General features: G+C 65.3%; 31 protein-coding genes and 1 pseudogene. 17 read left to right on the forward strand and 15 right to left on the reverse strand.

Annotated features, from left to right (window positions below; translation table 11 throughout):
- Nucleotides 1-267 precede the first annotated feature (267 nt).
- Both FZN60_RS19510 and FZN60_RS19515 read right to left on the reverse strand, forming a co-directional pair.
- Nucleotides 268-762 carry a hypothetical protein gene (locus FZN60_RS19510; RefSeq protein ID WP_158875176.1) on the reverse strand — a complete coding sequence of 165 codons (495 nt, stop codon included), beginning with the start codon at nt 760-762 and terminating at the stop codon, nt 268-270.
- Nucleotides 759-1,076 (reverse strand): hypothetical protein, encoded by a 318-nt coding sequence (locus FZN60_RS19515; protein ID WP_158875177.1) that lies wholly within the window; start codon nt 1,074-1,076, stop codon nt 759-761. Before FZN60_RS19515 ends, FZN60_RS19510 begins: the two co-directional genes overlap by 4 nt.
- 108 nt (nt 1,077-1,184) lie before the next feature.
- On the opposite strand from FZN60_RS19515, the gene FZN60_RS19520 reads away from it, so the two are divergent.
- Together FZN60_RS19520 and FZN60_RS19525 are read left to right on the forward strand one after the other, a co-directional pair.
- Entirely contained in the window at nt 1,185-2,300 is a 1,116-nt protein-coding gene (locus FZN60_RS19520; RefSeq protein ID WP_158875178.1) for a helix-turn-helix transcriptional regulator, read from the forward strand.
- A gap of 364 nt (nt 2,301-2,664) precedes the next feature.
- Nucleotides 2,665-2,868 carry a hypothetical protein gene (locus tag FZN60_RS19525; RefSeq protein ID WP_158875179.1) on the forward strand — a complete coding sequence of 68 codons (204 nt, stop codon included), beginning with the start codon at nt 2,665-2,667 and terminating at the stop codon, nt 2,866-2,868.
- Between the two features lie 294 nt (nt 2,869-3,162).
- Here the strand turns inward: FZN60_RS19525 and FZN60_RS19530 are convergent, their stop codons facing one another.
- The 6 genes from FZN60_RS19530 to FZN60_RS19550 all read right to left on the reverse strand — a co-directional run bounded on the left by FZN60_RS19530 (nt 3,163) and on the right by FZN60_RS19550 (nt 5,762).
- Nucleotides 3,163-3,366, reverse strand: a complete 204-nt coding sequence (locus FZN60_RS19530) for a hypothetical protein (RefSeq protein WP_158875180.1) — start codon at nt 3,364-3,366, stop codon at nt 3,163-3,165.
- An 88-nt stretch (nt 3,367-3,454) separates the two neighbouring features.
- Entirely contained in the window at nt 3,455-3,958 is a 504-nt protein-coding gene (locus FZN60_RS19535; RefSeq protein ID WP_304505863.1) for a Ros/MucR family transcriptional regulator, read from the reverse strand.
- A 222-nt stretch (nt 3,959-4,180) separates the two neighbouring features.
- Nucleotides 4,181-4,309, reverse strand: a complete 129-nt coding sequence (locus tag FZN60_RS29195; protein ID WP_255476077.1) for a hypothetical protein — start codon at nt 4,307-4,309, stop codon at nt 4,181-4,183.
- Nucleotides 4,310-4,364: 55 nt separating this feature from the next.
- Entirely contained in the window at nt 4,365-5,090 is a 726-nt protein-coding gene (locus FZN60_RS19540; protein ID WP_158875182.1) for a hypothetical protein, read from the reverse strand.
- Nucleotides 5,091-5,133: 43 nt separating this feature from the next.
- The gene (locus FZN60_RS19545; protein ID WP_158875183.1) at nt 5,134-5,409 is read right to left on the reverse strand and encodes a hypothetical protein; all 276 of its coding nucleotides are present in this window, start codon (nt 5,407-5,409) and stop codon (nt 5,134-5,136) included.
- A gap of 119 nt (nt 5,410-5,528) precedes the next feature.
- A complete protein-coding gene (locus tag FZN60_RS19550; protein ID WP_158875184.1) occupies nt 5,529-5,762 on the reverse strand; it encodes a helix-turn-helix domain-containing protein in 234 nt (77 codons plus the stop codon).
- A gap of 93 nt (nt 5,763-5,855) precedes the next feature.
- Here FZN60_RS19550 and FZN60_RS19555 point away from each other — a divergent pair, with 93 nt between their 5' ends.
- The 9 genes from FZN60_RS19555 (at nt 5,856) to FZN60_RS19595 (ending at nt 11,815) form a co-directional block, all read left to right on the forward strand.
- Nucleotides 5,856-6,212, forward strand: coding sequence for a hypothetical protein (locus tag FZN60_RS19555; protein ID WP_158875185.1), 357 nt, complete (start codon nt 5,856-5,858; stop codon nt 6,210-6,212).
- A 77-nt stretch (nt 6,213-6,289) separates the two neighbouring features.
- Nucleotides 6,290-6,745 carry a hypothetical protein gene (locus tag FZN60_RS19560; RefSeq protein WP_158875186.1) on the forward strand — a complete coding sequence of 152 codons (456 nt, stop codon included), beginning with the start codon at nt 6,290-6,292 and terminating at the stop codon, nt 6,743-6,745.
- 2 nt (nt 6,746-6,747) lie between these two features.
- Nucleotides 6,748-7,179 carry a hypothetical protein gene (locus tag FZN60_RS19565; RefSeq protein WP_158875187.1) on the forward strand — a complete coding sequence of 144 codons (432 nt, stop codon included), beginning with the start codon at nt 6,748-6,750 and terminating at the stop codon, nt 7,177-7,179.
- A 3-nt stretch (nt 7,180-7,182) separates the two neighbouring features.
- Complete coding sequence (locus tag FZN60_RS19570; protein WP_158875188.1) at nt 7,183-7,845, forward strand: hypothetical protein; 663 nt, start codon at nt 7,183-7,185, stop codon at nt 7,843-7,845.
- Nucleotides 7,846-7,847: 2 nt separating this feature from the next.
- Entirely contained in the window at nt 7,848-8,264 is a 417-nt protein-coding gene (locus tag FZN60_RS19575) for a hypothetical protein (protein ID WP_158875189.1), read from the forward strand.
- The gene (locus FZN60_RS19580) at nt 8,261-8,416 is read left to right on the forward strand and encodes a hypothetical protein (RefSeq protein ID WP_158875190.1); all 156 of its coding nucleotides are present in this window, start codon (nt 8,261-8,263) and stop codon (nt 8,414-8,416) included. The genes FZN60_RS19575 and FZN60_RS19580 overlap by 4 nt, the downstream gene beginning before the upstream one ends.
- Nucleotides 8,413-8,769 (forward strand): hypothetical protein, encoded by a 357-nt coding sequence (locus FZN60_RS19585; protein ID WP_158875191.1) that lies wholly within the window; start codon nt 8,413-8,415, stop codon nt 8,767-8,769. The genes FZN60_RS19580 and FZN60_RS19585 overlap by 4 nt, the downstream gene beginning before the upstream one ends.
- Before the next feature lie 246 nt (nt 8,770-9,015).
- Nucleotides 9,016-10,494, forward strand: a complete 1,479-nt coding sequence (locus tag FZN60_RS19590) for a pilus assembly protein TadG-related protein (RefSeq protein WP_158875192.1) — start codon at nt 9,016-9,018, stop codon at nt 10,492-10,494.
- Between the two features lie 1,045 nt (nt 10,495-11,539).
- Nucleotides 11,540-11,815: a hypothetical protein gene (locus FZN60_RS19595; RefSeq protein WP_158875193.1), complete on the forward strand. Its 276-nt coding sequence runs from the start codon at nt 11,540-11,542 to the stop codon at nt 11,813-11,815.
- A 39-nt stretch (nt 11,816-11,854) separates the two neighbouring features.
- Here the strand turns inward: FZN60_RS19595 and FZN60_RS28690 are convergent, their stop codons facing one another.
- The 4 genes from FZN60_RS28690 to FZN60_RS19615 form a co-directional block, all read right to left on the reverse strand.
- A complete protein-coding gene (locus FZN60_RS28690; RefSeq protein ID WP_199266603.1) occupies nt 11,855-12,313 on the reverse strand; it encodes a hypothetical protein in 459 nt (152 codons plus the stop codon).
- A 239-nt stretch (nt 12,314-12,552) separates the two neighbouring features.
- A complete protein-coding gene (locus tag FZN60_RS19605; RefSeq protein WP_158875194.1) occupies nt 12,553-12,783 on the reverse strand; it encodes a hypothetical protein in 231 nt (76 codons plus the stop codon).
- Complete coding sequence (locus FZN60_RS19610) at nt 12,780-12,971, reverse strand: hypothetical protein (RefSeq protein ID WP_199266604.1); 192 nt, start codon at nt 12,969-12,971, stop codon at nt 12,780-12,782. Before FZN60_RS19610 ends, FZN60_RS19605 begins: the two co-directional genes overlap by 4 nt.
- Nucleotides 12,972-13,098: 127 nt before the next feature.
- A complete protein-coding gene (locus FZN60_RS19615) occupies nt 13,099-13,263 on the reverse strand; it encodes a hypothetical protein (RefSeq protein WP_158875196.1) in 165 nt (54 codons plus the stop codon).
- Nucleotides 13,264-13,449: 186 nt separating this feature from the next.
- Between FZN60_RS19615 and FZN60_RS19620 the strand changes: the two genes are divergently transcribed.
- The gene (locus tag FZN60_RS19620; RefSeq protein WP_158875197.1) at nt 13,450-13,887 is read left to right on the forward strand and encodes a hypothetical protein; all 438 of its coding nucleotides are present in this window, start codon (nt 13,450-13,452) and stop codon (nt 13,885-13,887) included.
- Nucleotides 13,888-14,359: 472 nt separating this feature from the next.
- Here FZN60_RS19620 and FZN60_RS19625 read toward each other — a convergent pair whose 3' ends face one another.
- Genes FZN60_RS19625 through FZN60_RS19635 form a run of 3 tightly spaced genes read right to left on the reverse strand, consistent with a single transcriptional unit; the run spans nt 14,360 to nt 17,383 of the window.
- The gene (locus FZN60_RS19625) at nt 14,360-15,001 is read right to left on the reverse strand and encodes a ThuA domain-containing protein (RefSeq protein WP_158875198.1); all 642 of its coding nucleotides are present in this window, start codon (nt 14,999-15,001) and stop codon (nt 14,360-14,362) included.
- Between the two features lie 23 nt (nt 15,002-15,024).
- Nucleotides 15,025-16,119, reverse strand: a complete 1,095-nt coding sequence (locus FZN60_RS19630) for a Gfo/Idh/MocA family protein (protein WP_158875199.1) — start codon at nt 16,117-16,119, stop codon at nt 15,025-15,027.
- Between the two features lie 37 nt (nt 16,120-16,156).
- Nucleotides 16,157-17,383, reverse strand: coding sequence for an ROK family transcriptional regulator (locus tag FZN60_RS19635; RefSeq protein WP_158875200.1), 1,227 nt, complete (start codon nt 17,381-17,383; stop codon nt 16,157-16,159).
- 210 nt (nt 17,384-17,593) lie between these two features.
- Here FZN60_RS19635 and FZN60_RS19640 point away from each other — a divergent pair, with 210 nt between their 5' ends.
- The 5 genes and pseudogenes from FZN60_RS19640 to FZN60_RS29015 form a co-directional block, all read left to right on the forward strand.
- Complete coding sequence (locus FZN60_RS19640) at nt 17,594-18,889, forward strand: extracellular solute-binding protein (RefSeq protein ID WP_158875201.1); 1,296 nt, start codon at nt 17,594-17,596, stop codon at nt 18,887-18,889.
- A gap of 82 nt (nt 18,890-18,971) precedes the next feature.
- A complete protein-coding gene (locus FZN60_RS19645; protein WP_158875202.1) occupies nt 18,972-19,937 on the forward strand; it encodes a carbohydrate ABC transporter permease in 966 nt (321 codons plus the stop codon).
- The gene (locus tag FZN60_RS19650; RefSeq protein ID WP_158875203.1) at nt 19,930-20,808 is read left to right on the forward strand and encodes a carbohydrate ABC transporter permease; all 879 of its coding nucleotides are present in this window, start codon (nt 19,930-19,932) and stop codon (nt 20,806-20,808) included. Before FZN60_RS19645 ends, FZN60_RS19650 begins: the two co-directional genes overlap by 8 nt.
- 14 nt (nt 20,809-20,822) lie before the next feature.
- Entirely contained in the window at nt 20,823-21,944 is a 1,122-nt protein-coding gene (locus FZN60_RS19655) for an ABC transporter ATP-binding protein (RefSeq protein WP_158875204.1), read from the forward strand.
- Nucleotides 21,941-22,062: pseudogene (locus FZN60_RS29015) on the forward strand (sugar phosphate isomerase/epimerase); the annotation flags it as partial. The gene FZN60_RS19655 and the pseudogene FZN60_RS29015, both read left to right, overlap by 4 nt.

The raw sequence follows: 22,062 nt of genomic DNA on the forward strand, positions 1-22,062 counted from the left end.
CCCGATGCGGGAGCAGGACCAGCCGCTCGACCATCCGGCCTCAGTATCCTGCCTTTCGCTGCGCCAGATGCGCGTTGGCCGCCCGCTGCGCCTGATCCGACGAGATCGCCATGCGCCTGTCACGGTCAGGTGCCTCCACCTTGAAGTCGGCCGTCTCGCCAAGTCGCACACAGATGAGTTCGAGCAGCCAGCGGACACAGCGCGCGGCAGCAGGACGATGTTGGGTCGATCGCCCCGCCGCCGACCAGAGAGCTCACAGCATAGCGGCTAGGGAGATGTCCCCTCGCAAATTTCGTTCTTGAAGCGGGCATAGGCGGTCAGTAGCTCGTCCTTGGAGGCCACATTGCTCTCCAGGATCATCGGGTCGCACTCGCCGGCTTGGCTGGACGAGCACTGCAGGCCATTGAACTTGACCGTGCGCAGAACCCCGTCTGGATCCTCGGTGACCTCAAGCGCCGACACCTGCGAGTAGTCGAGGGTCAGAGTGTCGCTGTCTCGGCCATCAGCTGCGAACTCCATCGTGTAGATGCATGGCGCGATCTGCGTCACCGTGATCTGACCTTTCGTGCCCGACAGATCCGTCTCGAACACCGCAGGCGAGGCGCTCGTCCGCGTGGCGGTGTACTTCATCCCGCCGCCTTCGCTGACAAAGCCGTCCTTTATGCCGCTGACGAAGAGGGCGACGTTCTCTTCCGCTGTTTGGGACCATGCCGGGCTTGCGCCCGCAACGAAGAGCAAAGTGCAGGCAGCCACAGTTCTCATGAGACCTCCGGGAGCGTCAGGGCTGCATGGAGGTTCATCGGCGATTGATCGTCTACCTTCGAATGACCCTTGCGCGCTCTTGCGCTTACGCCATAGCCGAGAACAGGGCGTTTCTCGTAGGAGAGGTCGGCTACGGACATTTGTCTAATCGCCGCCAGCACGTCGCGTCCGGCAGGCGTCAGACGCGCTCGCTTAGGCCAGTCTTCCTTGCCGTGCCACTCCGCCCAGCCGCGCAGCATCATGCGCCGGACGACATCGATCATCGGGCCGGGCAGATCGTTGAAGGCGCGGCCTACGTCGCCCGTCTGGTCCATGAAGCGCAAAGCTGCGATCGGCTACGACGTTGGATAGACGTCAGATGCCCCACAACGTAGGTTTCGCACAGTCGGCTTGCGAAGCTGACGGAGTTGCCCGAGGGCCGCATGGAAGAGGCTGCATTCTCAACGCTGATCGAGCGTTGCTACGACACTGCCTTCGATGCAGGTGGCTGGCCGGACTTGCTGCAGGACATGGCGACCGCCTTTGACTGCGTCGGCGTCAACGTCGTTCAGATGGGTGGCGGCGAGCCCCTCGTGGCGTACTCGCCCAGCATCGCCCATGCTGCCTCAGCCTACGCATCGGAGTGGGTCGGGCGCGACCCATGGCTCGCGTACATGCTGCGCCATCGACCCGGCGCCGGCTTCTATGTCGACACCGACTACATCGCTGCCGACGTTCGAGCTCGCGACCCCTTCTATCAGGACTTCCGTCGCTCACTGGGCATGTCGAGCACCTTGTCCCTGATCCTGCGGCCCTATGAGGGCATGCAGCTCGGGCTGGGAGCCTCGCGCACCAGGCATTCCGAGTTCGTGCCACAGCAGGAGCGAGAGCGCTTCGCCGCGCTCGGGCGGCACCTGGCACGTGCCGCCACCCTTAGCTTCCGTCTCAATGCTGCCGAAACGCTCAACAGGAGCCTCGTCGATCAGCTGGCACGCTTCGACTGCGCCGTGGCAGTCGTCAGCAAGGGCGGTAAGCTCCTGCGCAGCAACAGCTTGCTGTACGGCCTTGAGGCCGATGGCCTGATGATCCGCCGCGGGCGCCTCGTGTCAGGACAGCCTGCTCTCCAGACGCGGCTCGATTGCTACATCACACAGGCGTTGGCGAGCCCGACGCAAGCGTCGCCCCCTGAGGTGCTCGCTCTTCCAAGACCCGGGAGCGCTCTGCCGCTGTTGGTGCGAGCTGTCTTCCTCGGCGTTCAAGTTGCTGATCAGCGCCTCGGTTTGGCTGAGCCGGCCGTGGTCCTCTTGGTTCTGAAACCGGATATGTCGGGATACCCATCGCTCGATCAGGTGCTGGTCGCTCTTGGCCTCACGCGCGGGCAGGCGCGCTTCGCCCTTGCGGTCGGTGCTGGGCACTCGCTGAAGGAGGCGGCGGAGCTGTTCAAGGTCAGTGACGAAACAGCGCGTAGCATGCTCAAGCAGGTCTACGCGCGCCTCGGCATCAACCGCCAGAGCCAGCTCGCGCGCCTCATCGCGAAGGTCTCCCCACTTCACCGGTGATCAGCACAGGTGCCAGGTTCGCGCTGGCGTCAGCTTGCGCAAGGGAAGGGCTTGCGAGACATCGCGGTCTGCGGCTCGTGGTGCTCCGAGATGATGAGCACGGCCGGTCCGACGGGGAAAGATAGCTGGACGCCCGCGAACGGGCGCCCAGCCACAGGCAACTGATCAGGAAGGGACGGGACCGACCAGCCGCTTCTCGAGATGAGATGCGGCTTGAATAGGCGTTGTGATCTGAACCGCGGATGAAGCGCGCGTTCATCCGCCGACGGCGCTCAGCACGGCCCTGTAGGCGGGTGCAGAACTTCCCGGAACGCCATGCTGCCCTGCCAGCTTTCACGCGCTCGACCTGTTTGAAGGATCTAACATGTCAGTGCATTCAATTGATGAGCTCGAGGCAGAGGCCACCAGCATGCGTGGCCGGCAGCTGACCGCAGAGGAGAAGGCTGCGATTTCAGAGGAGCTGCTAGGCGGTCGCCTCAGACCCGATATGGGCAAGCGGCCGCTCAAGAACGTGCTCCGGCGCGCCATCGACAGCGTCCGTCCGGGCAAGACGCGTCACTCCAACTAGCGGCCGAGCGGATCCGGATGGAGCGGGGTCAACCAGGGGCAATGAGATATTGCCCTTGGCTGAGCTTCTGTTTCGCTTCGCTGCCGATCGCTCAGACGAGCATGATCAGCACAGCCGGCACCATGAAGACCACCATCGCGGCCAGGACACCGAGCGCAGGAGACCGCTTGATCGTGTCCATTGGATTACTCCTCAGCGGGTTGCATCAGGAGCAGGGTGGTTGGTTAGGCTTAACGGGTGGTTACCCGGGTGGCCGGTTTCGCGAACCGGGACCGGCCTAGAGGGCGGACGCCCTTACTTGCACGTCTCGGCAGTGCCGCCATTCGCAATGCATTTCTCACGAGCCTTCCTGGCGCGGCTGTTCACGTTCTGCCGCGCAAGCTGGAACGAGCCGTCATCGAGCAGGACGCGCTCAGAAGCCGGGCTGGGATGGCGCTGATCGAGAGCGCCAGCCGGAGCGGTAGCGGCAAGCGCCACCGTGAGAACGATCGACAGCATTGGGGTCCTTCATTACGCGCGGCGATTGGCGCACGTTTGAGGGGCCGCATCAAGATCGTCACCGCGATCTACGTTGTCCACGAGCTGATCAGGCCGCCTTCTTCGCCCGCCCGCGCTTGGCCTTCGGCGCAACCGCCGGGGCTTCCTCGACGATCGGCTCAGGCGCAGCCTCGATCGGCGCTTCGACAGCGCGCTTGCGGCCGAGCCCCAGGCTCTTGGCAAGCGCCGACCGGGCAGCGGCGTAGTTCGGCGCCACCATCGGGTAGTCGGACGGCAGGCCCCACTTGCGGCGGTAATCGTCAGGCGTCATGCCGTAGCTGGCTTGCAGGTGGCGCCGCAGCGACTTGTACTTTTTCCCATCCTCAAGGCTGATCAGGTAGTCCGGCGTGATCGACTTCTTGACCGGCACGGCCGGCGTCAGCTCGGCGGGCTCGGGCGCCGCGGCAGTCTGGCCAACGCCCTGCCCTGCCAGGACGGCTCGCACATTGGCGATCAGCGCAGGCAGCTCCGCCGCTGGGATCTGGTTGTTGCTGACATAGGCGGTGATGATGTCGGTCGCCGCGTCGAGATGCTGGTCGATGATGTCACTCAAGGAAGTTCCGATCGTTCTGGAGTGCTCGGGAAAACAGATGCCGCGGATCATCAATCCACGATGTCTGTAGATATCACAGCGATCGACCTTCCGGGCTCGCCCGTCAAGCCAGGCCGATCGAAATAAACGGCCCACGGCAAGGATAGATCAAGCGGGCCAGCGCTCCGGCGCAGATGACGGCCCGGCGGATCGCTTCGCTGGCCCGCTCAGTGCTTTACACTATCAGCGCTTCTCGATCGGCTGCTTTACAATCTGGGTGGCTTGTGAGTAGCTATAGAGGCTGATTTCGGTGTGCTGCTTCTCGCCGTGCCGGATCAGGCCGAGAACGTTGCGGCGGAGGCTGTCCGGCATGTGGTTGCATTAGCTCCACAGGAGGCGGGCAGCTGAGCGCTGCATCATCACCTCGTCAAATGGATCGAGCACCGCGCGCGGCGGCCTGACGCGCGATCGGAAAAGCCAGCAGGATCGCGGCCGCCAGACAGATCCGAGACCACCGCGTAGCTTCCTCGACCCGCACCTCGATCCGCAACGCGTCGTTCTGCTCCCGCCAAAGCTCCTTCATCGCCACGTCCATGCGGTTGAGCGCCGATACCTCGCCGACGCCGGCATAGCGTTGCACGAGGGAGGAGAGATAGAACCGATCCGTGTCGACACCGTCGCCAAAGCTGCCCTCCCGCTGAGCGAGTCTCAAGATACGGGCCACCTCTTCGCGGACCGCGGGTGGCGCGAGCCTCGCGGGCTCAGCCCATGCAGGCCGATCAGCATCGCCCCGGATCTCTCCGCGAAGCAGGCGATCCGCCTGGTATGCCGCAAGGTCGAGCTGGGAGGCGGAATGATCGACCGGGCGGGGATCGCGCTGCGTCGCTATCAATCCAGTGGCCAGCACGGCGGCGATCGCGACCATTATAGCCGCGTGGGCTGTGGTCATGGCCGACCCCGTTACTGGCGCCATTGCGGATTTGCCGGCCAAGCGAGCCGCGACGAAGCTGCCAGCCGCGCTGCTGCCCGCGACAGTCAGGACGAGCCAAACGGCAGTTGCCAGGATGGACGGAGGTTCGACGCGCTGGCCCGGCACCGGCGGCATCAGGTTCATGGCCTGTCCCGCGTTCCAGAACGCCAGCAGGATTGCCACCGTAACAAGCGTGCAGACGAGCAGCGCCGGAGCGTGTTGCCTCCTATCGTTGCTCGGTTGGCTGGTAGGTGATCCTGACACCATGGACGTCGGGCTCCTTCGAGAAGATCCGCAAGGCGGAGGCATACCGCACGACAAGCGCGCCTGAGGAAAGCCATTGCGCTTCTACGGCGGAACTAGACCGCGCTTTGGTGCCTGCATGTCCGGCATCGCCATCGCTCCGGAAGGCATTGCCGACGTATTCGGGGATCTCGCCTGGATCGACAACGGACACCTGGGCGGACGAGCCTGTCGTCGCGCCGCAGTCGCGCTCGAACACGACGGCCTCGCTTCGGCCGTCGGGCGAGGCGGCGCGCGAGATCTCGGTGTTGCCGCACGTGTCGGAGCATCCGGCGAGCGCGAGGGTCGCCGCTCCCGCCGCGAGGAGCCTAGTCGCGGTCACGGGTCCTTCCGGAGACGCACGCCGGCACCCTCGCCGTTCTCGGGGATCAGGATGACGCCGGCCTTCTCCAGGGCGTCGACCATCGCTCGTAGATTGTTTGGAACCGGCGTCCGCTTGCCGCTCTCGAAGTCGCGCACCGTCGAGAGGCTGACCCCAGCCGCCTCGGCGAGGTTCGTCTGAGACCATTCTAGAAGGCCGCGAGCTGCGCGCGACTGGCCAGGAAAGATCATGAAGGGCGGAACCTCGTCAACAAAAAGGTCTGACGTCATATAAAATTGTTGACGTGGATGACCGGCAAGCGCATATTGTGGATGTCACCATAAATGACCGACACAGGACGCGCAATGCTCAACCGCTCCGCCATCCTCCGCAACGCCTGGAAAGCCTACCGCGCCTCCGTCTACGCTCGCGGCCCCTTCGACCGTATCGCGTTCGGCCGGGCTCTCACGATGGCATGGAACCGCGCCAAGCGCGCAGCCGCCGTCGAGGCCGAGCGCGCCCGTCGCGCCGCCGAGGAGGAAGCCGAGATCGCCGCCCGCGGTGACGAGGCCGACGATTACGAGTTCTCGCCTCTGGAGCAGGCCATCCGCGCCACGTCCTACCTGCCGGCGCACATGAGCGCCGCCGCCGCCGAAGCCCGCATCCGCTCCGCCTACGCCGCCCGCGGCATCCACGCCTGACGCCCACCGCATGCGCCGACCCGGCCGCGTGAGGCGCGCCGGCACCTGATCCTTCCATCACTACCGGAGAACACCCCATGTCGAACCACACGGTTCCGGCTGCCGCCGAAGGCGTGCCCGCGATCAACGCCCGCCGCTCCATCCTCGTCAGCCCGTCCAACGCCGCACTCGCCGCGCTGATCGCCGATCCTGTTCTCGCTGCCATCCCGACGTGGATGCAGTTGAAGATCGAGGCGCACCGTGAGGCCAACGCCGCGCTCAACCGCGCCCGCCGCGAACTGGAGGCGCTGGAGGACGCCTCCACCGTCATCGACCGGGACAACCCGCCCTGGTGGCTCCTGGAGGCCGAGCAGGCGGTCGACCACGCCGCAGACTGGGAGAAGGCCGCGCTCAAGGCGTTGCTCGCCGAGCGACCCCGGAACCTCAAGGACGCGCAGGACCGTGCCTGCTACCTCGTGTCGGCCCGCATCTTCGGCGGGCAGGGCTCGATGATCGCGACGCTCCTCTCGTCCATGACCGGCGGGGAGGCGTGACCATGTCGAAGGACATCACCCGCCGCACCGTCCTGATGGGAGCCTCCTCGGCAGCGCTCGTTGGCCTGACCGCCAGCGCTAGCGCCATGCTCGCCGCAGTCCCGTCCTGGATGGAGCTGCGCATCGAGGCGCACCGCGAGACGTACCGCGCTCTTGAGCGCGCCTCCGAGTTGCACGGCATCCACGACGAGGCTTTGAAGGGCTCGCCGTCTCGGTTTTCCGATCCGGAGTTGAAGGCCGCGTGGGACGTGGTCTGCCTCGCCTGCGAGTGCAACGACGTAGCCTTCCGCGCCCTCCTGTCGGAGCGCCCCCGCAACATGGAGGAGAGCGAGCTGCGCGCCCGCTACCTCGCCGAGGAGTGCGAAGACGGGATCGACAGCCACCCGGACTTCCCCGGCCTGTTCCTCGGCTCCATGACCGGGCGGGAGGGCTGACCGATGGCGAACATCACCCGCCGCCTGTTCCTCGGTCGCGCCGCCGTTGCCGCGCCTGTCGCCATGATCCCCGCCGTTGCCACCTCGGCCGAGGCCGGGGCTCAAGCCGAGACCTTGTCCGCCACCCCGATCAGGGACGACGGGAAAATCTTCCGCCTTGCGAAGGAGTATCGGCGCGCTCGGAAGGCTTACGAGCACCTGAAAGAGGCCGCCGCTGAAGCGCAGCGCCGTTTCGAGGCAGGCAAGCCCCGGCAGCCGTTCAGCGAGCCCTACACGGCCGCAGAATGCGCGGAGCGGGACGCCTTGTCCGTCGCCGACCTCTTGGAAGGCCGCTGGGGGCCGCTGCTCACCGCGCATCGAAAGCGGTCCGAAGCGTGGAAGGCGCAGGCCACAAAAGCCTGGAAAGCGGAGGTCGAAGCGTTTCGCCGGTCCAGCGGGTACGAGGAAGCACAGGACGCCAGCAGCCGCGCCTATCGTGTCATGAGTGACATCGCGGAGAAGCTCTACGCGACACGTGCCCAGACCGTGAACGGCATGCTGGTAAAGGCCTGCATCCAGGCCAAGGACGACTACGACGCCTGGCTGTTCGAGCGTGAGATCATCAAGGATCTGCGCACCCTCAAGCGAGCCGGCGCCGTCGTGGCGACCAAGGCGCAGGGGGCGTGATCATGAACCGCCTCGACCCCAAGCAGCTCGCCGCCGTCCTCCGCGTCTGCGAGCACGACCCCGACATGGTGCCCGTCGTCGTCGCTGGCGCGATCTATGCCTGGAACGGCACCTCTGACCACTGCCCGGCCCCAAAGGCGGGGATCAGCGTCAGAGACTTCGTTCTCAACATGGAGGCCATCGGCGCGACGTTCGAACTCGTCGCCTACACGGACGCGGTGTTCCTGCTCACGTCCGCTACCATCCCTTCTAGGAACCCGCTGTGGCGCCAGCGCGAGCGGGAACTGTGTGACGCCTTCCGGCCGGCGGCGGAGGGCAGGACGAGGGAGGTCATCGGCTTCCTCGTCGGCCGCGGCGACCCCCCTCGCGAGATCGCGCATCCGGCCCCGAAGGCGAAGCCGCAGGAGGGCGCAGCGTGATCCCGCCCGTCCCCTACGCCATACGCCTGCCGCTGGCGCTGGTCGTCATCAGCTCCGCGGTCGTGCTGCGCGCCTCGGCCAACGCCGTGTCCGACGTGCTTGGCGCCCTGGCCCGCTGGATCGTCCCCGAACACGAGGCACGGACCCGATGAGCGTCGTTCTCCGCCTACACCACGGAGGCGGGAGGGTCAGCCTCCCCCTCAAGCGCCGCGCCCATGTTCGGGACCGGATCGCGGCCGAGATAGAGCGCCTGGTCGGCATGCTGGACGCCATCGACGGCGACACCGATGCGGAACCATCGCTCGGCTGGCCAGATGGCGAACTGCGTCAGATTGGCGGAGTTTCGGCAACCGACGATCGCGAGGACGATGCCGGCGACGATCGGGAGCCCGACGAGGACTGCGAGCCGATCCTTGGATGGAGCGAGGGGGAGGACCAGGGCTACGAGAGCGCCGGCCGGTTCGGCGAGACGTGGGTTCATGACGAAGACGAGAGAAGGGCCTGAGCGATGAGCGAGCGCAGAACCTACGAGGACGAGGAAGCCTTTCGGGGCGCGTCCTTCGCTATGCCGACAAGCACGGCCACGACGATCATGTGGCCGAGGTCGTCGCGTTTATATGACCGCAGACAATTTATCGATTATTTACTGCTTCGAACAATATTGGTGCGCCTCAGTGTACGCGTAACTACCTAAAGTGAGCATTTCGCGCGAATGTGCCCTTGCGTCTTTTGAGACTAAAGGCTGTTTGTTGTGAAGCGCTTTTTCGTAGACAAGAGAGGCAATTTCGCCATTATGGCGGCAATGGTGATGACCGGGCTCATTGTGAGCCTAGGCGGCGCCGTCGACATGGCCCGAGCGTACAACGGGCGGGTCAACCTCCAGAAGTCTATGGATGCCGCAGCGCTCGCGATCGCGAGCAGTGCCGAGACTGATCCAGCTAAGCTCGTGGACATGGCGACCAATTTCGTCATGGCCAACGTCAGCGTAAATGTCATCAAGAATGTCGAGGTCACGCGGGCGACGATCGATGAGAGCAACCGGGTCGTCGTTGAAGCGTCCGGAAGCGTTGATGCGACGTTTCTGACGCTGATCAACTACCCGACGCTTGGCTTCGATCTTGTATCCGAAACAGAGCGGCCGAACGAAGTAGAGCTTGAGGTCGCCCTTGTTCTGGACAACACGTTCTCCATGAACGACGCGGATGCCAGCGGCACACGCAAGATTGACGCACTGAAGACCGCGGCCAAGCTCCTTGTTAAGATGCTGATGCCCGAAGACGACAAGCTCGTGAGCATCGGCATCGTGCCATACGCGAACAACGTGAATGTCGGGAAGGGCTTCGCCGGCGCATCCTGGCTGACCGATACCAGCAATGACGTTCAAACCTCGACGAAGACGTGCAAGGAGATCACCCAGGAGAGTTACTGCGCCACACGCGCTCCCAGCTACCAGTGCGCCAAGAACTATGACGGCGTGATTGTCATGGAGACATGCAGCGGCGCATGCCTTGAGACAAAGATACGCTACTTCGATCCGCCGAAGGTGTCGTGCTCGGGTGGTGGCACCACGACATACAAGTTCGAGGGGTGCGTCGGATCTCGGCGCACGGGAACGACGCACCTGCATGATGGCTCGCCATCGGAACTCTACCCGGCGTTCCGGACGACGAGCACCACATCGGATCACAACAGATCCTGCCTCAAGCCGATCGTCGCCCTGGGCAAGAAGCGAGCCCCGCTGGAGAAGGCGATCGACGACCTGATCATCAACATCAGCTCTTACCGTCCGCAGACATACATCCCGGCAGGTTTGATCTGGGGGCAAAATCTCCTGTCGCCGAGCCAGCCCTTCCAAGCGAACGACTACCCCGCACCCGATGATAAGACGCTCCGGAAGATCATGGTCCTTATGACTGACGGTGAGAATACGCTCCGCCTGGCGTCTAACCGTGACGGAACGCACACGGCGCCCAGCGGCAACGCAGGTCAGATCTCGACACAGTTGACGAAGACCAATCAAGACACAGCCACACTCTGCGCTTACTCGAAATCAAAGGGCATCGAGATCTTCACGGTCGCGCTGATGGTGGATGATGCGACAGCGAAAAGCTTGTTGGAGGCGTGCGCCACCGACAAGGAGCACTATTTCGATGCAAGCGATGCCACTGGGCTGGTGGACGCCTTCCGCTCGATCGCAGGATCGATCAACGCCGTTCGCCTCGCGAAGTAGGCGGAGTTACCCACAGTGGTCTTGGCCAGCGTGTAGAGGCACTGCAAACATCCGCTCAGCGCCTGCCGGTCCTTCCGTGGTAGGCGTTCTTTGTTTCCGCCTGCAATTGTCTATGTACGACAGCAACCAACAGGCTGGCGAGGCTTTCGCATCTGCCGTAACGCTTCATTCACCATCCGCGCCTATCCTTACGATAAGCTCGACAGGCCGATCCGTCTCACTAGGCCTGGACAGCTCCGGAGGCGCGCAGCGGGGATCAGACGACACTCCTCGCTGCCGCTTGCCACCACATGGCGCCGGCCATCTGTCATCCCGTTGACGATCTTACCGGCTCAATCCACCATCACGAGATCCCGCCCGTCGACCTGATCGCGGACGAGGTGGGCACTATCGGATTTTCCGACAGTGAGACGCGGCCACGCATGGCATTGGGTATCGGACGCCGAGCGAGATCAGGGGCGCGCCGAACCTCCATCATCCCCTTGGAGGCACCATGCCGATCTCTGAAAGCGCAGTTCGCTCCCATCTCCGTCAAAAGGGTTATGCCCTGTCCAAGAGCAGGGAATGGATCGCTTTAGGATAGTGGATGTTCGGCTCTCGATCGGGCCTGGTCCCATCCATCCATCCAATCGGCCCACTTCGCGTCGCCCACGGCATGAGGATTGGTACTCCGCCGCGCCCCAGCCGCGAACGCGTCCCCACCTCCGGCGGCAGGTTCCATTGATGCAGTGTCAGATGAACCCGGAACACGCATGTCTGGCACTTCAGCAGCCATGAAGGCGTCGTACACTCCGGGTGCTGCCGCAACCGCCTCTGTCGGCAATCGAGCTCGCACTAGTGAATTGAACCGCGGGTAAGTAGGCATGGTTCGGACCTCCAAGGACCGTTGAAGAATTTGCTCCTCATCGATTGCAAGCGATGACGAAGATGAGCAGCCATCTTATGGAAGGGCTTTTAATCGCAGTCATTCCGCTTGAGGGACATGAATTTCAATAGTGTCTTCAGAGTTGGTGGAGCGAGGCTGTCGCCGGCTTCTGGCAAGCCGTTGAAGCACGACGAGATCGTCTCCGAAGGCGATGCAGGCTCGGCCGAGATCGAAGCCGAACTGCGCGAGGAGCAACCGAGCCAGGACCATATTGGAGACAAGGCCGATGACGGAGCCGACCTCGTTAACGTGGGCAAGTTCAACGACGAAACCATCCTCGACGATGGACGAGACCCTACGGAGCCCGATGGCGGCGAGAAGCGGACGAAAGATGCTGATCGCTCGGTGGCCGACGTGTTTGGGATCGATCCGAAGCATCTTCACCGGCCGGGCTGACGCCTCTTCCCGCCCGGCTTGGACGTCGTGATCCCAGGCTTAGATGAGCGTGCCGAGCAGGCGCATCAGCTCGCGGCGCTCGGGTGATCCGCTGTCGGTGGACAGGAATTGCCCGATGTCCATGCGGCTCTCGAAGCCGCCAGACGGTCCGTTCGCTCGGTGCAGCACGAACATCTGACCGCTTTCCGGGTCTCGCTCCAAGCGCCACTCGTCGCCGTTGGAGCTGCGATACAGGTGCCGCACGGTGTGGTTCTGATTGGCCGGCAAGGCGCCCGCCTGCTCACGGGTCACAGCGTCCCTATCCAGCATGGCGAGGATCGTCTGGACGGATTGCGTGACCCGCACGGAGGATGAGGCGCCCGCAGTGTTGGCGCCAAGAGAGTGGATCTCCGTTCCGCCGTCGCGGTCTTCATCCAGGCGCCAGACATTGGCCATGTTGACCACGATGCTGGATCCGGCGGGATGCGTGGTGAGACGGAGCCAAGCGCTGGCCGTCATCGAGCGTCGCCCGCCTGGACGCACCGCTGGCGAGGTGCCGAGCACCGGTCGCGCTCCTTGTCGAGTTTCAACATGCCAAAGTCTCCTCACATTGATGGATGCTCGATCGACATCCTGGGCATTCATGAGGCAGGCCGCTTGATCACTGAAGCCTTCGATCTTCGTTGCGCTGGCCGGTCGGTGATGCTCGGCTGTCTCGCTGCCTGCCTCCAGGCATGCCGAAAATCGACGACAACCGGCTACTGACGTCGCTTCAGGGGCACAATGCCGCCCTCGTCGTTGTCCGGGATCGTGCCTGCCTCGGTGTCAGTCAAGGCGTTCGCCTGAGCTTCCGGATGGTAGTCCGGGTCGGGTGAGCCGGGAGCCCCAACAAGCGTGTCAGACACTCTCGGCGTCAGACCATCCTTTGGAACCCGAAGCTTCTCGGCGGCCGAGTTGCGCGAGAAAACGTGTTCTGTTGGCTTGGTCATGATCTTCCTTCTTCGATGTCGTGCCCGCTGACATCAGCGATTGCAGGAGCAACGTTGTCGACCGGGGTCAGACGTTCGATGTTCGCTTGAACGATCGTTCGATAGTCCCCGACCACACTGTCGAACGACTTGCCCGACATCATCGAACTGATGGCATCGGCGAAGGCGTCGATCTTCTCGCGGACCATGAGCACTGCCTCGTCGGCAGCCGCGGCGCCGCCAAATCCAAGACGGTGAAGCCGCATTTAAGCGGCGTGCTGAGCCTCCGTCGCGAGTAGCATCAGGTTGATGGCCAGGGAGATTGGGGCGTTCATGTCAGCTTTTCCCCTCGTCGCTCAGGGGGGAGGCTTCGGCTAGTGCGCGCCATGTGGCTTCCGCATCGCTGTGCTTCTTCTGAACGTTAATGAGCAGGGCATCCGCCGCAGCCGTTCGACATTCTTGCGCACGATCGAGATAGAAGCGGGCGAGAGAGGGCTTCATGACGTCCTCCAATCCGGCAAGACCGGCAGGCAGATCGCATTCGTCTGATCCTCCATATCCATGCGGATCCGCCGCATTCGCTTCTCGGCAGCGGTCGTGACGATGCTCCTCATCTCAAGGCCTTGCAGCCCAGAAAACAGCTCGGTGACAGCGCGCAAGTGCGTGGATCGTGTGCGGGAGGTGATCATGGGAGACCTCAATCAGCGGGAGGATTTTGGCGAGGCGGGTGGTCGCGAGATAGCTTCAGAAAGCCTTGCCCACCATCCAGCTATGCACGGCAGCGTCGGCTTGATCCTTCGGCAGGCCCGTTCGATCACGAACCATCGTCGCAAGCTGGCGTTCGTTGTGAATGGTCGTCATGTCGAAGGGGGTCAGGAACGGCCAGCGCTGCCGGGCGTCCACTATGTAGCTGCGCTTGCGCGCGACGGTTTCGCCGCTCTCGCCACCTTGATATCCAAACATGAAATTGGGCTCCGCAGGGTGGAAGAGCCAGAGGCGGGGGTTGGCGATCGTATCGCGCGCCCGTATTTCTTCGACACCCTCTCCGATGACATAGTCTTATTTTTGGAGATGACCAACGGATTGGACGATTATCGGCCCTCTCGATTGAAGTCGCAGGCATGAACAGTCTGCATGTAAGTCTCTTTATTTGCGAGCAATTCAGCCGAGGCGAGCAGAACCACCCACGATGCGTTTAGCGGCTTGTCGCTGACACATCCCCACCAAGCCAAGTCTTGTTTTGAAAGGGGCTTGCCAAAAGCCGTCGCGCTGAGCTTCATCTTCCCTTCCACGGGACGTTCCCGCAGGGATCGCCACCCATGCCGATCCGCCGCCAGCACCGCTTCTTCTACCCAATCGACTGGCGGGAGTTGTCGGCCGTCGTCCGGTTCGAGCACACCTCCGAGAATTCCTTCGTTTAGGCCGGCGGGGTTTTGGGGGTTTTGTCGGTTCGTCGTCGGGGCGTTTGCGCGATTTTTTTCTCAGCCTATGAGACAGGTGATGCCAAGCGAGGATGCAAGGGATAGAAATGGGAACGGAAGTGGGGACAAGCCCCACTCCTAGTCGATTTCCCTTTCCACGTCAGTGACTTATACTTCTACGCGGCGGCCCAGAGGAGGCCGCGGCGCAGGATCTCGCGCATCTGCGGCACCTCGAACTCCGAGGCGACGTGGCCGAGCGAGGAATAGAAGACCCGTCCCCGTCCGTAGCGGCGCTTCCAGACCACCGGCATGACCGTGCCGTCGATCCATTCGGCGTGCTCGCCGTTGAAGCGGGTCGTCGCCAGCACCTCGTTCGAGGGGTCGACATGCATGTAGTACTGCTCGGAGCGGTAGGCGAAGCTGTCGATCCCGGCCATGACCGGATCGTCGGGCCGCGTCACGTCGACCGTGTAGTCGATGATGTTGCCGGGATGGGCCACCCACTGGCCGCCGACCATGAACTGGTATTCCGGCTGGTCGCGGAAGGCGTCGCCCATGCCGCCGTGATAGCCGCCGAGGCCGACGCCGCCCTTCACCGCGGCGAGGAGGTTGGACAGTTCCTCCTTCTCGATCTTCGCCATGGTGATGATCGGCACGATCAGGCTGAGCTCGCGGATGGACGGGTCGGCGAAGGCTTCGGTGGTGTTCTCCTTGAACACCTTGAACCCCTCGCCTTCCAGCATCGCACCGACGACCTCGGCGCATTCCTTCGGCTCGTGCCCGCTCCAGCCGCCCCAGACGATCAGCGCTTCCTTCATCGGTCGTTCTCCTCCTGTTGTCGTCAAAGCCGATCCAGCGGCGCGTCGGCCTCAAGCGGCAGCGGGCGTTCGGGCCGCGTCTCGATGTCGACGAAGCGGCCGCTCTCGTTGGAGCGCCCGAAGGCCTCCATGACCTCAAGGACGTGCAGCGCCAGCTCGCCGCTCGCCCGGTGCGGCCGGTCCTGCCGGATCGCCGCGGCCATGTCGGCGAGGCCCAGCGAACGGTAGTTGCCGTCGGCATAGGGGCGATCGACCGGCACCGGCGTCCATTCGCCGCCCTTCTTCAGGAAGGACACCTCGCCGCCGAAATGGTTGGGATCGGGGACGATCAGCGAGCCCTCGGTACCGTAGATCTCCAGCGGCAGGTGGCGGTGGCCGGCGACGTCGAAGCTCATCGCGATGGTGACGACGGCGCCGCTGCGGAACTGCAGCGCGCCGGCGACGTGGGTCGCGACCTCGACGTCGATCGTCTCGCCGTGCCTGGGCTGCGAGGTGATCGTGCGCTGTCGGCGCGGCTCGGGCGACAGGCCGGCGACGCGGGCGACGGGCCCGAGAAGATTGACGAGGTCGGTGATGTAATAGGGGCCCATGTCGAGCATCGGGCCGCCGCCGATCGTGTAGTAGAAGGCGGGATCGGGGTGCCAGCGCTCGTGGCCGGGGCACATGAAGAAGGCCGTGCCGCCGACCGGCTGGCCGAGATGCCCCTCGTCGACGAAGGCGCGGGCCGCCTGATGGGCGCCGCCGAGGAAGGTGTCGGGCGCCGAACCCAGGCGCAGGCCGCGCCGTGCCGCGTCTTCGGTGAGGCGCGTGGCGTCGCGGAAGTCGATGCCGAGCGGCTTTTCCGAATAAGCGTGCTTGCCCGCGGCGAGAATCTGAAGGCCGACCTCGACGTGGGCGGCGGGAATGGTGAGGTTGAGGACGATCTCGATCGCGGGGTCGGCGAGCAGCGCCTCGATCGACACCGCGGGGATGCCGAACTCGGCCGAGCGCGCCTCGGCCGCCTCGTGCCGCCGGTCGGCGAGCGCGCGGATGTCGAGGACGGGAAAGCTCTTCGCCGCCTTGAGATAGGCCGCGCTGATGTTGCCGCAGCCGATGATGCCGATGCCGACGGGCTTCATGTCGGGATCCTCCCAGATCGCGTGGATTTCGTGCGGGTCAGGTCGGCCGGACCGGACCGGTGGTGTTCCAGGGCGAGCCGTAGAGCTCGCAAAGGGCGATGGCCGCCGCGCCCTGGCCGAGGCGCGCCGCGTCGCGCGGCGGATCGACGACGATCGAGACCGAGCGGGCGAGCGGCTCGGCGACTGCCTCCTCGAAGCCGCGATGGATCGCCTCGACGAGGCAGTCGCCGAGATGCAGGAGCGAGCCCGAGAGAACGATGCGCGGCGGCGCGAAGAGCGTGACGACGTTGGCGACGGCGATGCCGATCGCCCGACCCGCGCGCTCCACGACGCCCCGCACGGCCACGGCCTCGGCGCCGCCCGCCCCGACGCGGGCGAGCCGGTCGACGGCGTGGCGAAGGCCGAGCCCCGCGCTCGTCGCGTCGCGCAGCATCGGGTCGGCCTCGAAGCCGGCGAGCACCGCGTTTTCCGAGGCGAGGTCGACGAGGCGCAGGAGGCTTCCGTCGGGTCGCGTGCCGAGCACCATCGAGCCGATGTCGTGGCTGAGCCCGTGAACGCCGCGGAAGAGCTGGCCGCCGTGCAGGATGCCGAGGCCGATCGCCTGTTCCAGCGAGACCACCGCGAAGTCGGCGATGTCGCGGCAGGAGCCGAACCAGTGCTCGGCGAGCGCCAGCGCGTTGGCGTCGCTCTCGACGATGGTCGGAACTCCGAGGCGGCTCGACAAGGCCTCGCCGAACGTCGTGTCGCGCGCCGAGAAGATCGGGCTGACGCGCACGAGGCCGGTGCCGTATTCCACCATGCCGGGGAGCGAGGCGCAGACGCTGTCGATCTTCTCCAGCGTCAGTCCGGCCTCGACGACAGCGCGGCGCACCGCATCCTCGGCAAGGTCGGCGACCACCGGCACGGGCTGGCGGCGCACCCGCACCGGCAGCTCCAGGCTCGCCAGGACGTCGCCGCGAAAATTGGTGACGGCGACCAGGATGCCGTGCGGCCCGACGCGCAGGCCGACGACGCGGGCGGCTTCCGGGTTGAGCTGGAGCATGACGCGGGGGCGCCCACGCGTCGGCTCGTGGATGCCGCCGACGGAGACGGGCTCGATGATCCCGTCCTCGATGAGGGCGCCGGTGATGGCGGACACGGTGGTGGAGGAAAGATCGGCCCGCGAGCAGATCTCGACGCGGGAGATCGGCCCGTGGCGGCGCACCAGATCCAGGATGTGGAACCGGTTGATCTCGCGCATCAGTTCGGGATCGCCCGTCTTCATGCCTCAGCCACGTCCCCCATTCGCCGGAGAATTTCCCCGGATGGCGGAAATAAGTCGCGACGAGACCGCGCTGTCAATGGCCGAACAGCTTGGACGTGGCAGAACGGGCGGCACTTTGACGTCGCACCACTCCGTCCGCTTGACAGAGCCGGCAAACTCGGCCGTATTAATTCCGCAAGGCTGCAAAAATAGCCTGCAAGGGAGGATACCATGCCGATCAAGATCCGAGGCCGCCTCGCCCGCGGCATCGCCGCCGCATGCCTCGTGGCCGCCGGGCTGACCGGCTTTTCGGGGGCCGCCGCCGCGCAGACCACCGTGCGCCTCATGCACGTGGAAGCCAATCCGAATTACGTCGCGGTCTGGCGGAAACTCGCCGACGACTACCAGACCCAGCATCCGGGCGTGACGATCGACCTGCAGTTCCTGGAGAACGAGGCGTTCAAGGCCAAGCTGCCGACGCTCCTCCAGAGCAACGATGCGCCGGACCTCTTCTACAGCTGGTCGGGCGGCGTGCTGAAGGCGCAGGCCGAGGCCGGGGCGGTTCAGGACCTCACCGAGCGCATGCAGGCCGACGACGGCGCCTGGGCCAAGAGCTTCTCGCCCGCCGCTCTCGCCGGCTCGACCATCAACGACAAGACGCTGTGCGTGCCGCTGAAGATGAGCATGACCGGCTTCTTCTACAACAAGGCCCTGTTCGAGAAGGCCGGCGTCGACGGCACGGAGATCAGGACCTGGGACGACCTGATGGCCGCGGTGGAGAAGCTGAAGGCCGCCGGCATCGTGCCGATCGCGGGCGGCGGCGGCGACAAGTGGCCGCTGCACTTCTACTGGTCCTACCTGGCGCTGCGCCTCGGCGGCGAGCCGGCCTTCACCGCGGCCAAGGCGGGCGAGGACGGCGGCTTCACCGCACCGCCCTTCGTCGAAGCCTTCGCCAAGCTGAAGGAACTCGGCGAGGCCGAGCCCTTCCAGCCCGGCTATCTCGGCACGCGCTGGCAGGACACGCTCGCCCTCTTCGGCGACGGGCGCGCGGCCATGCTCCTCACCTTCGACGATTCGGCCAACCGCCAGGCGGCGGCGGCCGCCGACGGCAAGGGCATCCCGCGCGAGGGCCTCGGCACCTTCCCCTTCCCCGCCGTGTCCGGCGGCGCCTCGCAAGGGTCCGAGACCTTCGGCGGCGTCAACTGCTGGGCCGTCTCGCGCAACGCTTCCGACGAGGCGATCGCCTTCGTCCGCTGGTTCAGCGGCCCCGAAGCGCAGCGGGTGATGGCCGAGAACGGCATGCTGATCCCGGCCGCGGCCGGCGCGGATGCCGGCATCAAGGACCCGATCGTGAAGGGCTTCGCCGAGGAGCTGGGCCGGTCGAGCTACCACCAGATCTTCCTCGACCAGGACCTCGGCCCCTCCGTCGGGCGCGTCGTCAACGACATGACGATGGAGGTCGTCTCCGGCCAGCTCGAGCCGGACGAGGCCGCGCAGGAGATCCAGGACGCCTTCGAGCTGGAATAGGCCGGCACGCGTTCGAACCTCGGGGCGGCGGTTCTCCCTGCGCCGCCCCGTTTCCTTCCCGACCCGAGAAGCCGGAGACGACATGTCCGACGCGGCCGGAATCATCGAGCGCCCCTCCCCAGTGGCGAGCCGAGGCCGTGCGCCGAGCCGCCGGCGCGCCGGGGCCGTCGGCGGCCACCACCGCAACATCGGCGGGGTCTGGCCGGTCCTCGTCCTGTTCCTGCCGCCGGCCCTCGTCCTCTTCACGCTCTTCGTCATCCTGCCGATGGGCGAGGCCGCCTGGTACAGCCTCTTCGACTGGAGCGGCTACGGCGCGCCCGAGGACTTCGTCGGCCTCAAGAACTTCGAGACGCTCTGGCGCAACGGCGCCTTCCGCACGGCGCTGACGAACAACGGCCTCATCATCCTCGTCTCGCTCGCCCTGCAGCTGCCGCTGGCGCTGTGGCTCGCGACCCTCGTCTCGCACCGCATTCCGGGCACCACGGCCTTCCGCCTCGTCTTCTTCCTGCCCTACGTCCTCGCGGACGTCGCGGCCGGCCTGATCTGGCGCTTCATCTACGACGGCGACTACGGCCTCGTCGCCTCGCTGGCGAGCCTCGTCGGCATCGCGACGCCTTACGTCCTCGCCGACCGCGACTACGCGATCTACGCCGTCCTCGCAGTGGTCGTGTGGAAGTACTTCGGCTTCCACATGATGCTGTTCATCGCCGGGCTGCAGTCGATCGACAAGTCGCTCTACGAGGCGGCCGACCTCGACGGCGCGACGCCCTGGCAGAAATTCAGGACGATTACGCTGCCGCTCCTGTCGCCGACGATCCGCTTGTCCGTCTTCTTCTCGGTGATCGGCTCGCTGCAGCTCTTCGACATGATCATGCCGCTCACCGGCGGCGGGCCGTCGAACTCGACCCAGACCATGGTGACCTTCCTCTACACCTACGGCGTCACCCGTATGAAGGTCGGCTTCGGCAGCGCCATCGGCGTCGTGCTCTTCCTGATCTGCGTCACCCTCGCCTTCAGCTACCGACGGATCTTCATGCGCCATGACTGACACGACGCTCAGCCTCAAGACCGGGCCCGCCAGGGGCCGGCGCCGCCGCCCCGGCTTCGTCGCCATGCTCTATCTCTACGGCAGCCTCTTCATCGTCGCGGCGATCGTCCTCGTGCCGCTGCTGACGACGGCGCTCGGCGGCTTCAAGACGCTCGGGGACCTGCGCGTGAACCCCTTCGGCCTGCCGGGCGAATGGCAGTGGTCGAACTACTGGGACATCCTGTCGGGCGCCCGCTACTGGCAGATGCTCGGCAACTCGCTCCTGATCGCCTCGATGACGGTGGTGCTGACCGTCGCGGTCGCGGCCATGGCGGCCTTCGCGCTCGCCCATGTCCGCTTCTTCGGCTCGGCCTTCCTGATGAACTACTTCCTCGTCGGGCTCATGTTCCCGATTGCGACGGCCATCCTGCCGCTGTTCATCCGCATCCGCGACCTCGGCCTCCTCGACACCTATCTGGGCGTCGTCCTGCCGCAGGTCGCCTTCGGGCTCGGCATGGCGATCCTTCTGTTCCGCAACTTCTTCCGCAACGTGCCCAAGGAGCTGTTCGAGGCCGCCCTCGTCGACGGCAGCGGCTACATCCGCTTCTTCTGGTTCGTGACGCTCCCGCTGTCGCGGCCGATCCTGGCGACCGTCGCCATCGTCGCCTTCGTCAACAGCTGGAACAACTACATCATGCCGCTGATCATGCTGAACAGCCAGGACAAGTATCCCTGGCCGCTCGGCATCATGATCTACCAGGGCGAGTTCTCCACCGACTGGCAGCTCGTCCTCGCCTTCATCACCCTCACCATCCTGCCGACGGTGATCGTCTTCTTCGCAGCGCAAAAGCACATCGTGGCGGGCCTCACGGCCGGCGCCGTCAAGGGCTGAAAGGACCGCCTCCCATGGCCTCGATCGCGCTCCACGACGTGCGCAAGTTCTTCGGGCACCACCCCGTGCTCCACGGCATCTCGCTCGACATCCGGGACGGCGAGTTCGTCATCCTGGTCGGTCCCTCGGGCTGCGGGAAGTCGACGCTGCTGCGTATGCTGGCGGGACTGGAGGACGTGTCGGAGGGCGAGATCTCGATCGGCGGGCGCGTCGTCAACGACATGGCGCCCAAGGAGCGGGACATCGCCATGGTGTTCCAGAACTACGCGCTCTATCCCCACATGACGGTCGCCGAGAACATGGCCTTCTCGCTGCGCCTCGCAGGCGCCCCCAAGGCGCAGAAGGACGCGGCGGTGGCTCGCGCCGCCGAGATCCTCGGCCTCGCCCACCTCCTCGACCGCTATCCGCGCGAGCTTTCCGGCGGTCAGCGCCAGCGCGTCGCCATGGGCCGCGCGATCGTGCGCGATCCGGCCGTCTTCCTGTTCGACGAGCCCTTGTCGAACCTCGACGCCAAGCTGCGCGTCGCCATGCGCACCGAGATCAAGGCGCTGCATCAGCGACTGAAGACCACCATGGTCTACGTCACCCACGACCAGATCGAGGCGATGACCATGGCCGACCGGATCGTCGTCATGAACGGCGGACGCGTCGAGCAGGTCGGGCGGCCCTTGGACCTTTACGACAAGCCGGCAAACCTCTTCGTCGCCGCCTTCATCGGCTCGCCGGCGATGAACCTCCTCCACGGCGAGGCGGTCGCGGGGCCGAACGGGGTGGCCTTCCGCGCCAAGGGCGGCGGCGTCCTGCCGCTGCCGGCCGGCCGCGGCATCCAGCCCGGCACGCCGCTCGTCTACGGCGTGCGGCCCGAGCATATCGAACTGGCGGCGAGTGCTGCGTGCGACGCCGAAGCCCAGATCGCGGTGGTCGAGCCGACCGGCTCGGAAACGCAGGTCTTCATGACGCTTGGGCCCGACAGCCTCGTCGGCGTCTTCCGCGAGCGCGTCGCCGACGAGCCGGGCTCACGCCTGCGGCTGCGGATCGATCCGGCGCGCATCCACCTCTTCGAACCCGCGAGCGGCGCGCGCATCGACGCGGCCGCCGCTTCCACACCTCCAATCCGAGAGGCCGAACCGGCATGAAGACGATCAAGGGACCTGGGATTTTTCTGGCGCAGTTTGCGGGGGATGAGGCGCCGTTCAACTCGTTCGAGGCGATCTGCGCCTGGGCGGCTTCGCTCGGCTATCGCGGCGTGCAGAT

Source organism: Antarcticirhabdus aurantiaca (assembly GCF_009765365.1).
Lineage (GTDB): Bacteria > Pseudomonadota > Alphaproteobacteria > Rhizobiales > Rhizobiaceae > Antarcticirhabdus > Antarcticirhabdus aurantiaca.

Excerpts from the sequence above, each read along its gene's own strand:
- FZN60_RS19510 (WP_158875176.1), bottom strand. The coding sequence starts at position 762 with ATGAGAACTGTGGCTGCCTGCACTTTGCTCTTCGTTGCGGGCGCAAGC.
- FZN60_RS19515 (WP_158875177.1), bottom strand. The coding sequence starts at position 1,076 with ATGGACCAGACGGGCGACGTAGGCCGCGCCTTCAACGATCTGCCCGGC.
- FZN60_RS19520 (WP_158875178.1), top strand. The coding sequence starts at position 1,185 with ATGGAAGAGGCTGCATTCTCAACGCTGATCGAGCGTTGCTACGACACT.
- FZN60_RS19525 (WP_158875179.1), top strand. The coding sequence starts at position 2,665 with ATGTCAGTGCATTCAATTGATGAGCTCGAGGCAGAGGCCACCAGCATG.
- FZN60_RS19530 (WP_158875180.1), bottom strand. The coding sequence starts at position 3,366 with ATGCTGTCGATCGTTCTCACGGTGGCGCTTGCCGCTACCGCTCCGGCT.
- FZN60_RS29195 (WP_255476077.1), bottom strand. The coding sequence starts at position 4,309 with ATGCCGGACAGCCTCCGCCGCAACGTTCTCGGCCTGATCCGGCACGGC.
- FZN60_RS19550 (WP_158875184.1), bottom strand. The coding sequence starts at position 5,762 with ATGATCTTTCCTGGCCAGTCGCGCGCAGCTCGCGGCCTTCTAGAATGG.
- FZN60_RS19555 (WP_158875185.1), top strand. The coding sequence starts at position 5,856 with ATGACCGACACAGGACGCGCAATGCTCAACCGCTCCGCCATCCTCCGC.
- FZN60_RS19560 (WP_158875186.1), top strand. The coding sequence starts at position 6,290 with ATGTCGAACCACACGGTTCCGGCTGCCGCCGAAGGCGTGCCCGCGATC.
- FZN60_RS19565 (WP_158875187.1), top strand. The coding sequence starts at position 6,748 with ATGTCGAAGGACATCACCCGCCGCACCGTCCTGATGGGAGCCTCCTCG.
- FZN60_RS19570 (WP_158875188.1), top strand. The coding sequence starts at position 7,183 with ATGGCGAACATCACCCGCCGCCTGTTCCTCGGTCGCGCCGCCGTTGCC.
- FZN60_RS19575 (WP_158875189.1), top strand. The coding sequence starts at position 7,848 with ATGAACCGCCTCGACCCCAAGCAGCTCGCCGCCGTCCTCCGCGTCTGC.
- FZN60_RS19585 (WP_158875191.1), top strand. The coding sequence starts at position 8,413 with ATGAGCGTCGTTCTCCGCCTACACCACGGAGGCGGGAGGGTCAGCCTC.
- FZN60_RS28690 (WP_199266603.1), bottom strand. The coding sequence starts at position 12,313 with ATGACGGCCAGCGCTTGGCTCCGTCTCACCACGCATCCCGCCGGATCC.
- FZN60_RS19605 (WP_158875194.1), bottom strand. The coding sequence starts at position 12,783 with ATGACCAAGCCAACAGAACACGTTTTCTCGCGCAACTCGGCCGCCGAG.
- FZN60_RS19610 (WP_199266604.1), bottom strand. The coding sequence starts at position 12,971 with ATGGTCCGCGAGAAGATCGACGCCTTCGCCGATGCCATCAGTTCGATG.
- FZN60_RS19615 (WP_158875196.1), bottom strand. The coding sequence starts at position 13,263 with ATGAAGCCCTCTCTCGCCCGCTTCTATCTCGATCGTGCGCAAGAATGT.
- FZN60_RS19620 (WP_158875197.1), top strand. The coding sequence starts at position 13,450 with ATGGGAGACCTCAATCAGCGGGAGGATTTTGGCGAGGCGGGTGGTCGC.
- FZN60_RS19625 (WP_158875198.1), bottom strand. The coding sequence starts at position 15,001 with ATGAAGGAAGCGCTGATCGTCTGGGGCGGCTGGAGCGGGCACGAGCCG.
- FZN60_RS19630 (WP_158875199.1), bottom strand. The coding sequence starts at position 16,119 with ATGAAGCCCGTCGGCATCGGCATCATCGGCTGCGGCAACATCAGCGCG.
- FZN60_RS19635 (WP_158875200.1), bottom strand. The coding sequence starts at position 17,383 with ATGAAGACGGGCGATCCCGAACTGATGCGCGAGATCAACCGGTTCCAC.
- FZN60_RS19640 (WP_158875201.1), top strand. The coding sequence starts at position 17,594 with ATGCCGATCAAGATCCGAGGCCGCCTCGCCCGCGGCATCGCCGCCGCA.
- FZN60_RS19645 (WP_158875202.1), top strand. The coding sequence starts at position 18,972 with ATGTCCGACGCGGCCGGAATCATCGAGCGCCCCTCCCCAGTGGCGAGC.
- FZN60_RS19650 (WP_158875203.1), top strand. The coding sequence starts at position 19,930 with ATGACTGACACGACGCTCAGCCTCAAGACCGGGCCCGCCAGGGGCCGG.
- FZN60_RS19655 (WP_158875204.1), top strand. The coding sequence starts at position 20,823 with ATGGCCTCGATCGCGCTCCACGACGTGCGCAAGTTCTTCGGGCACCAC.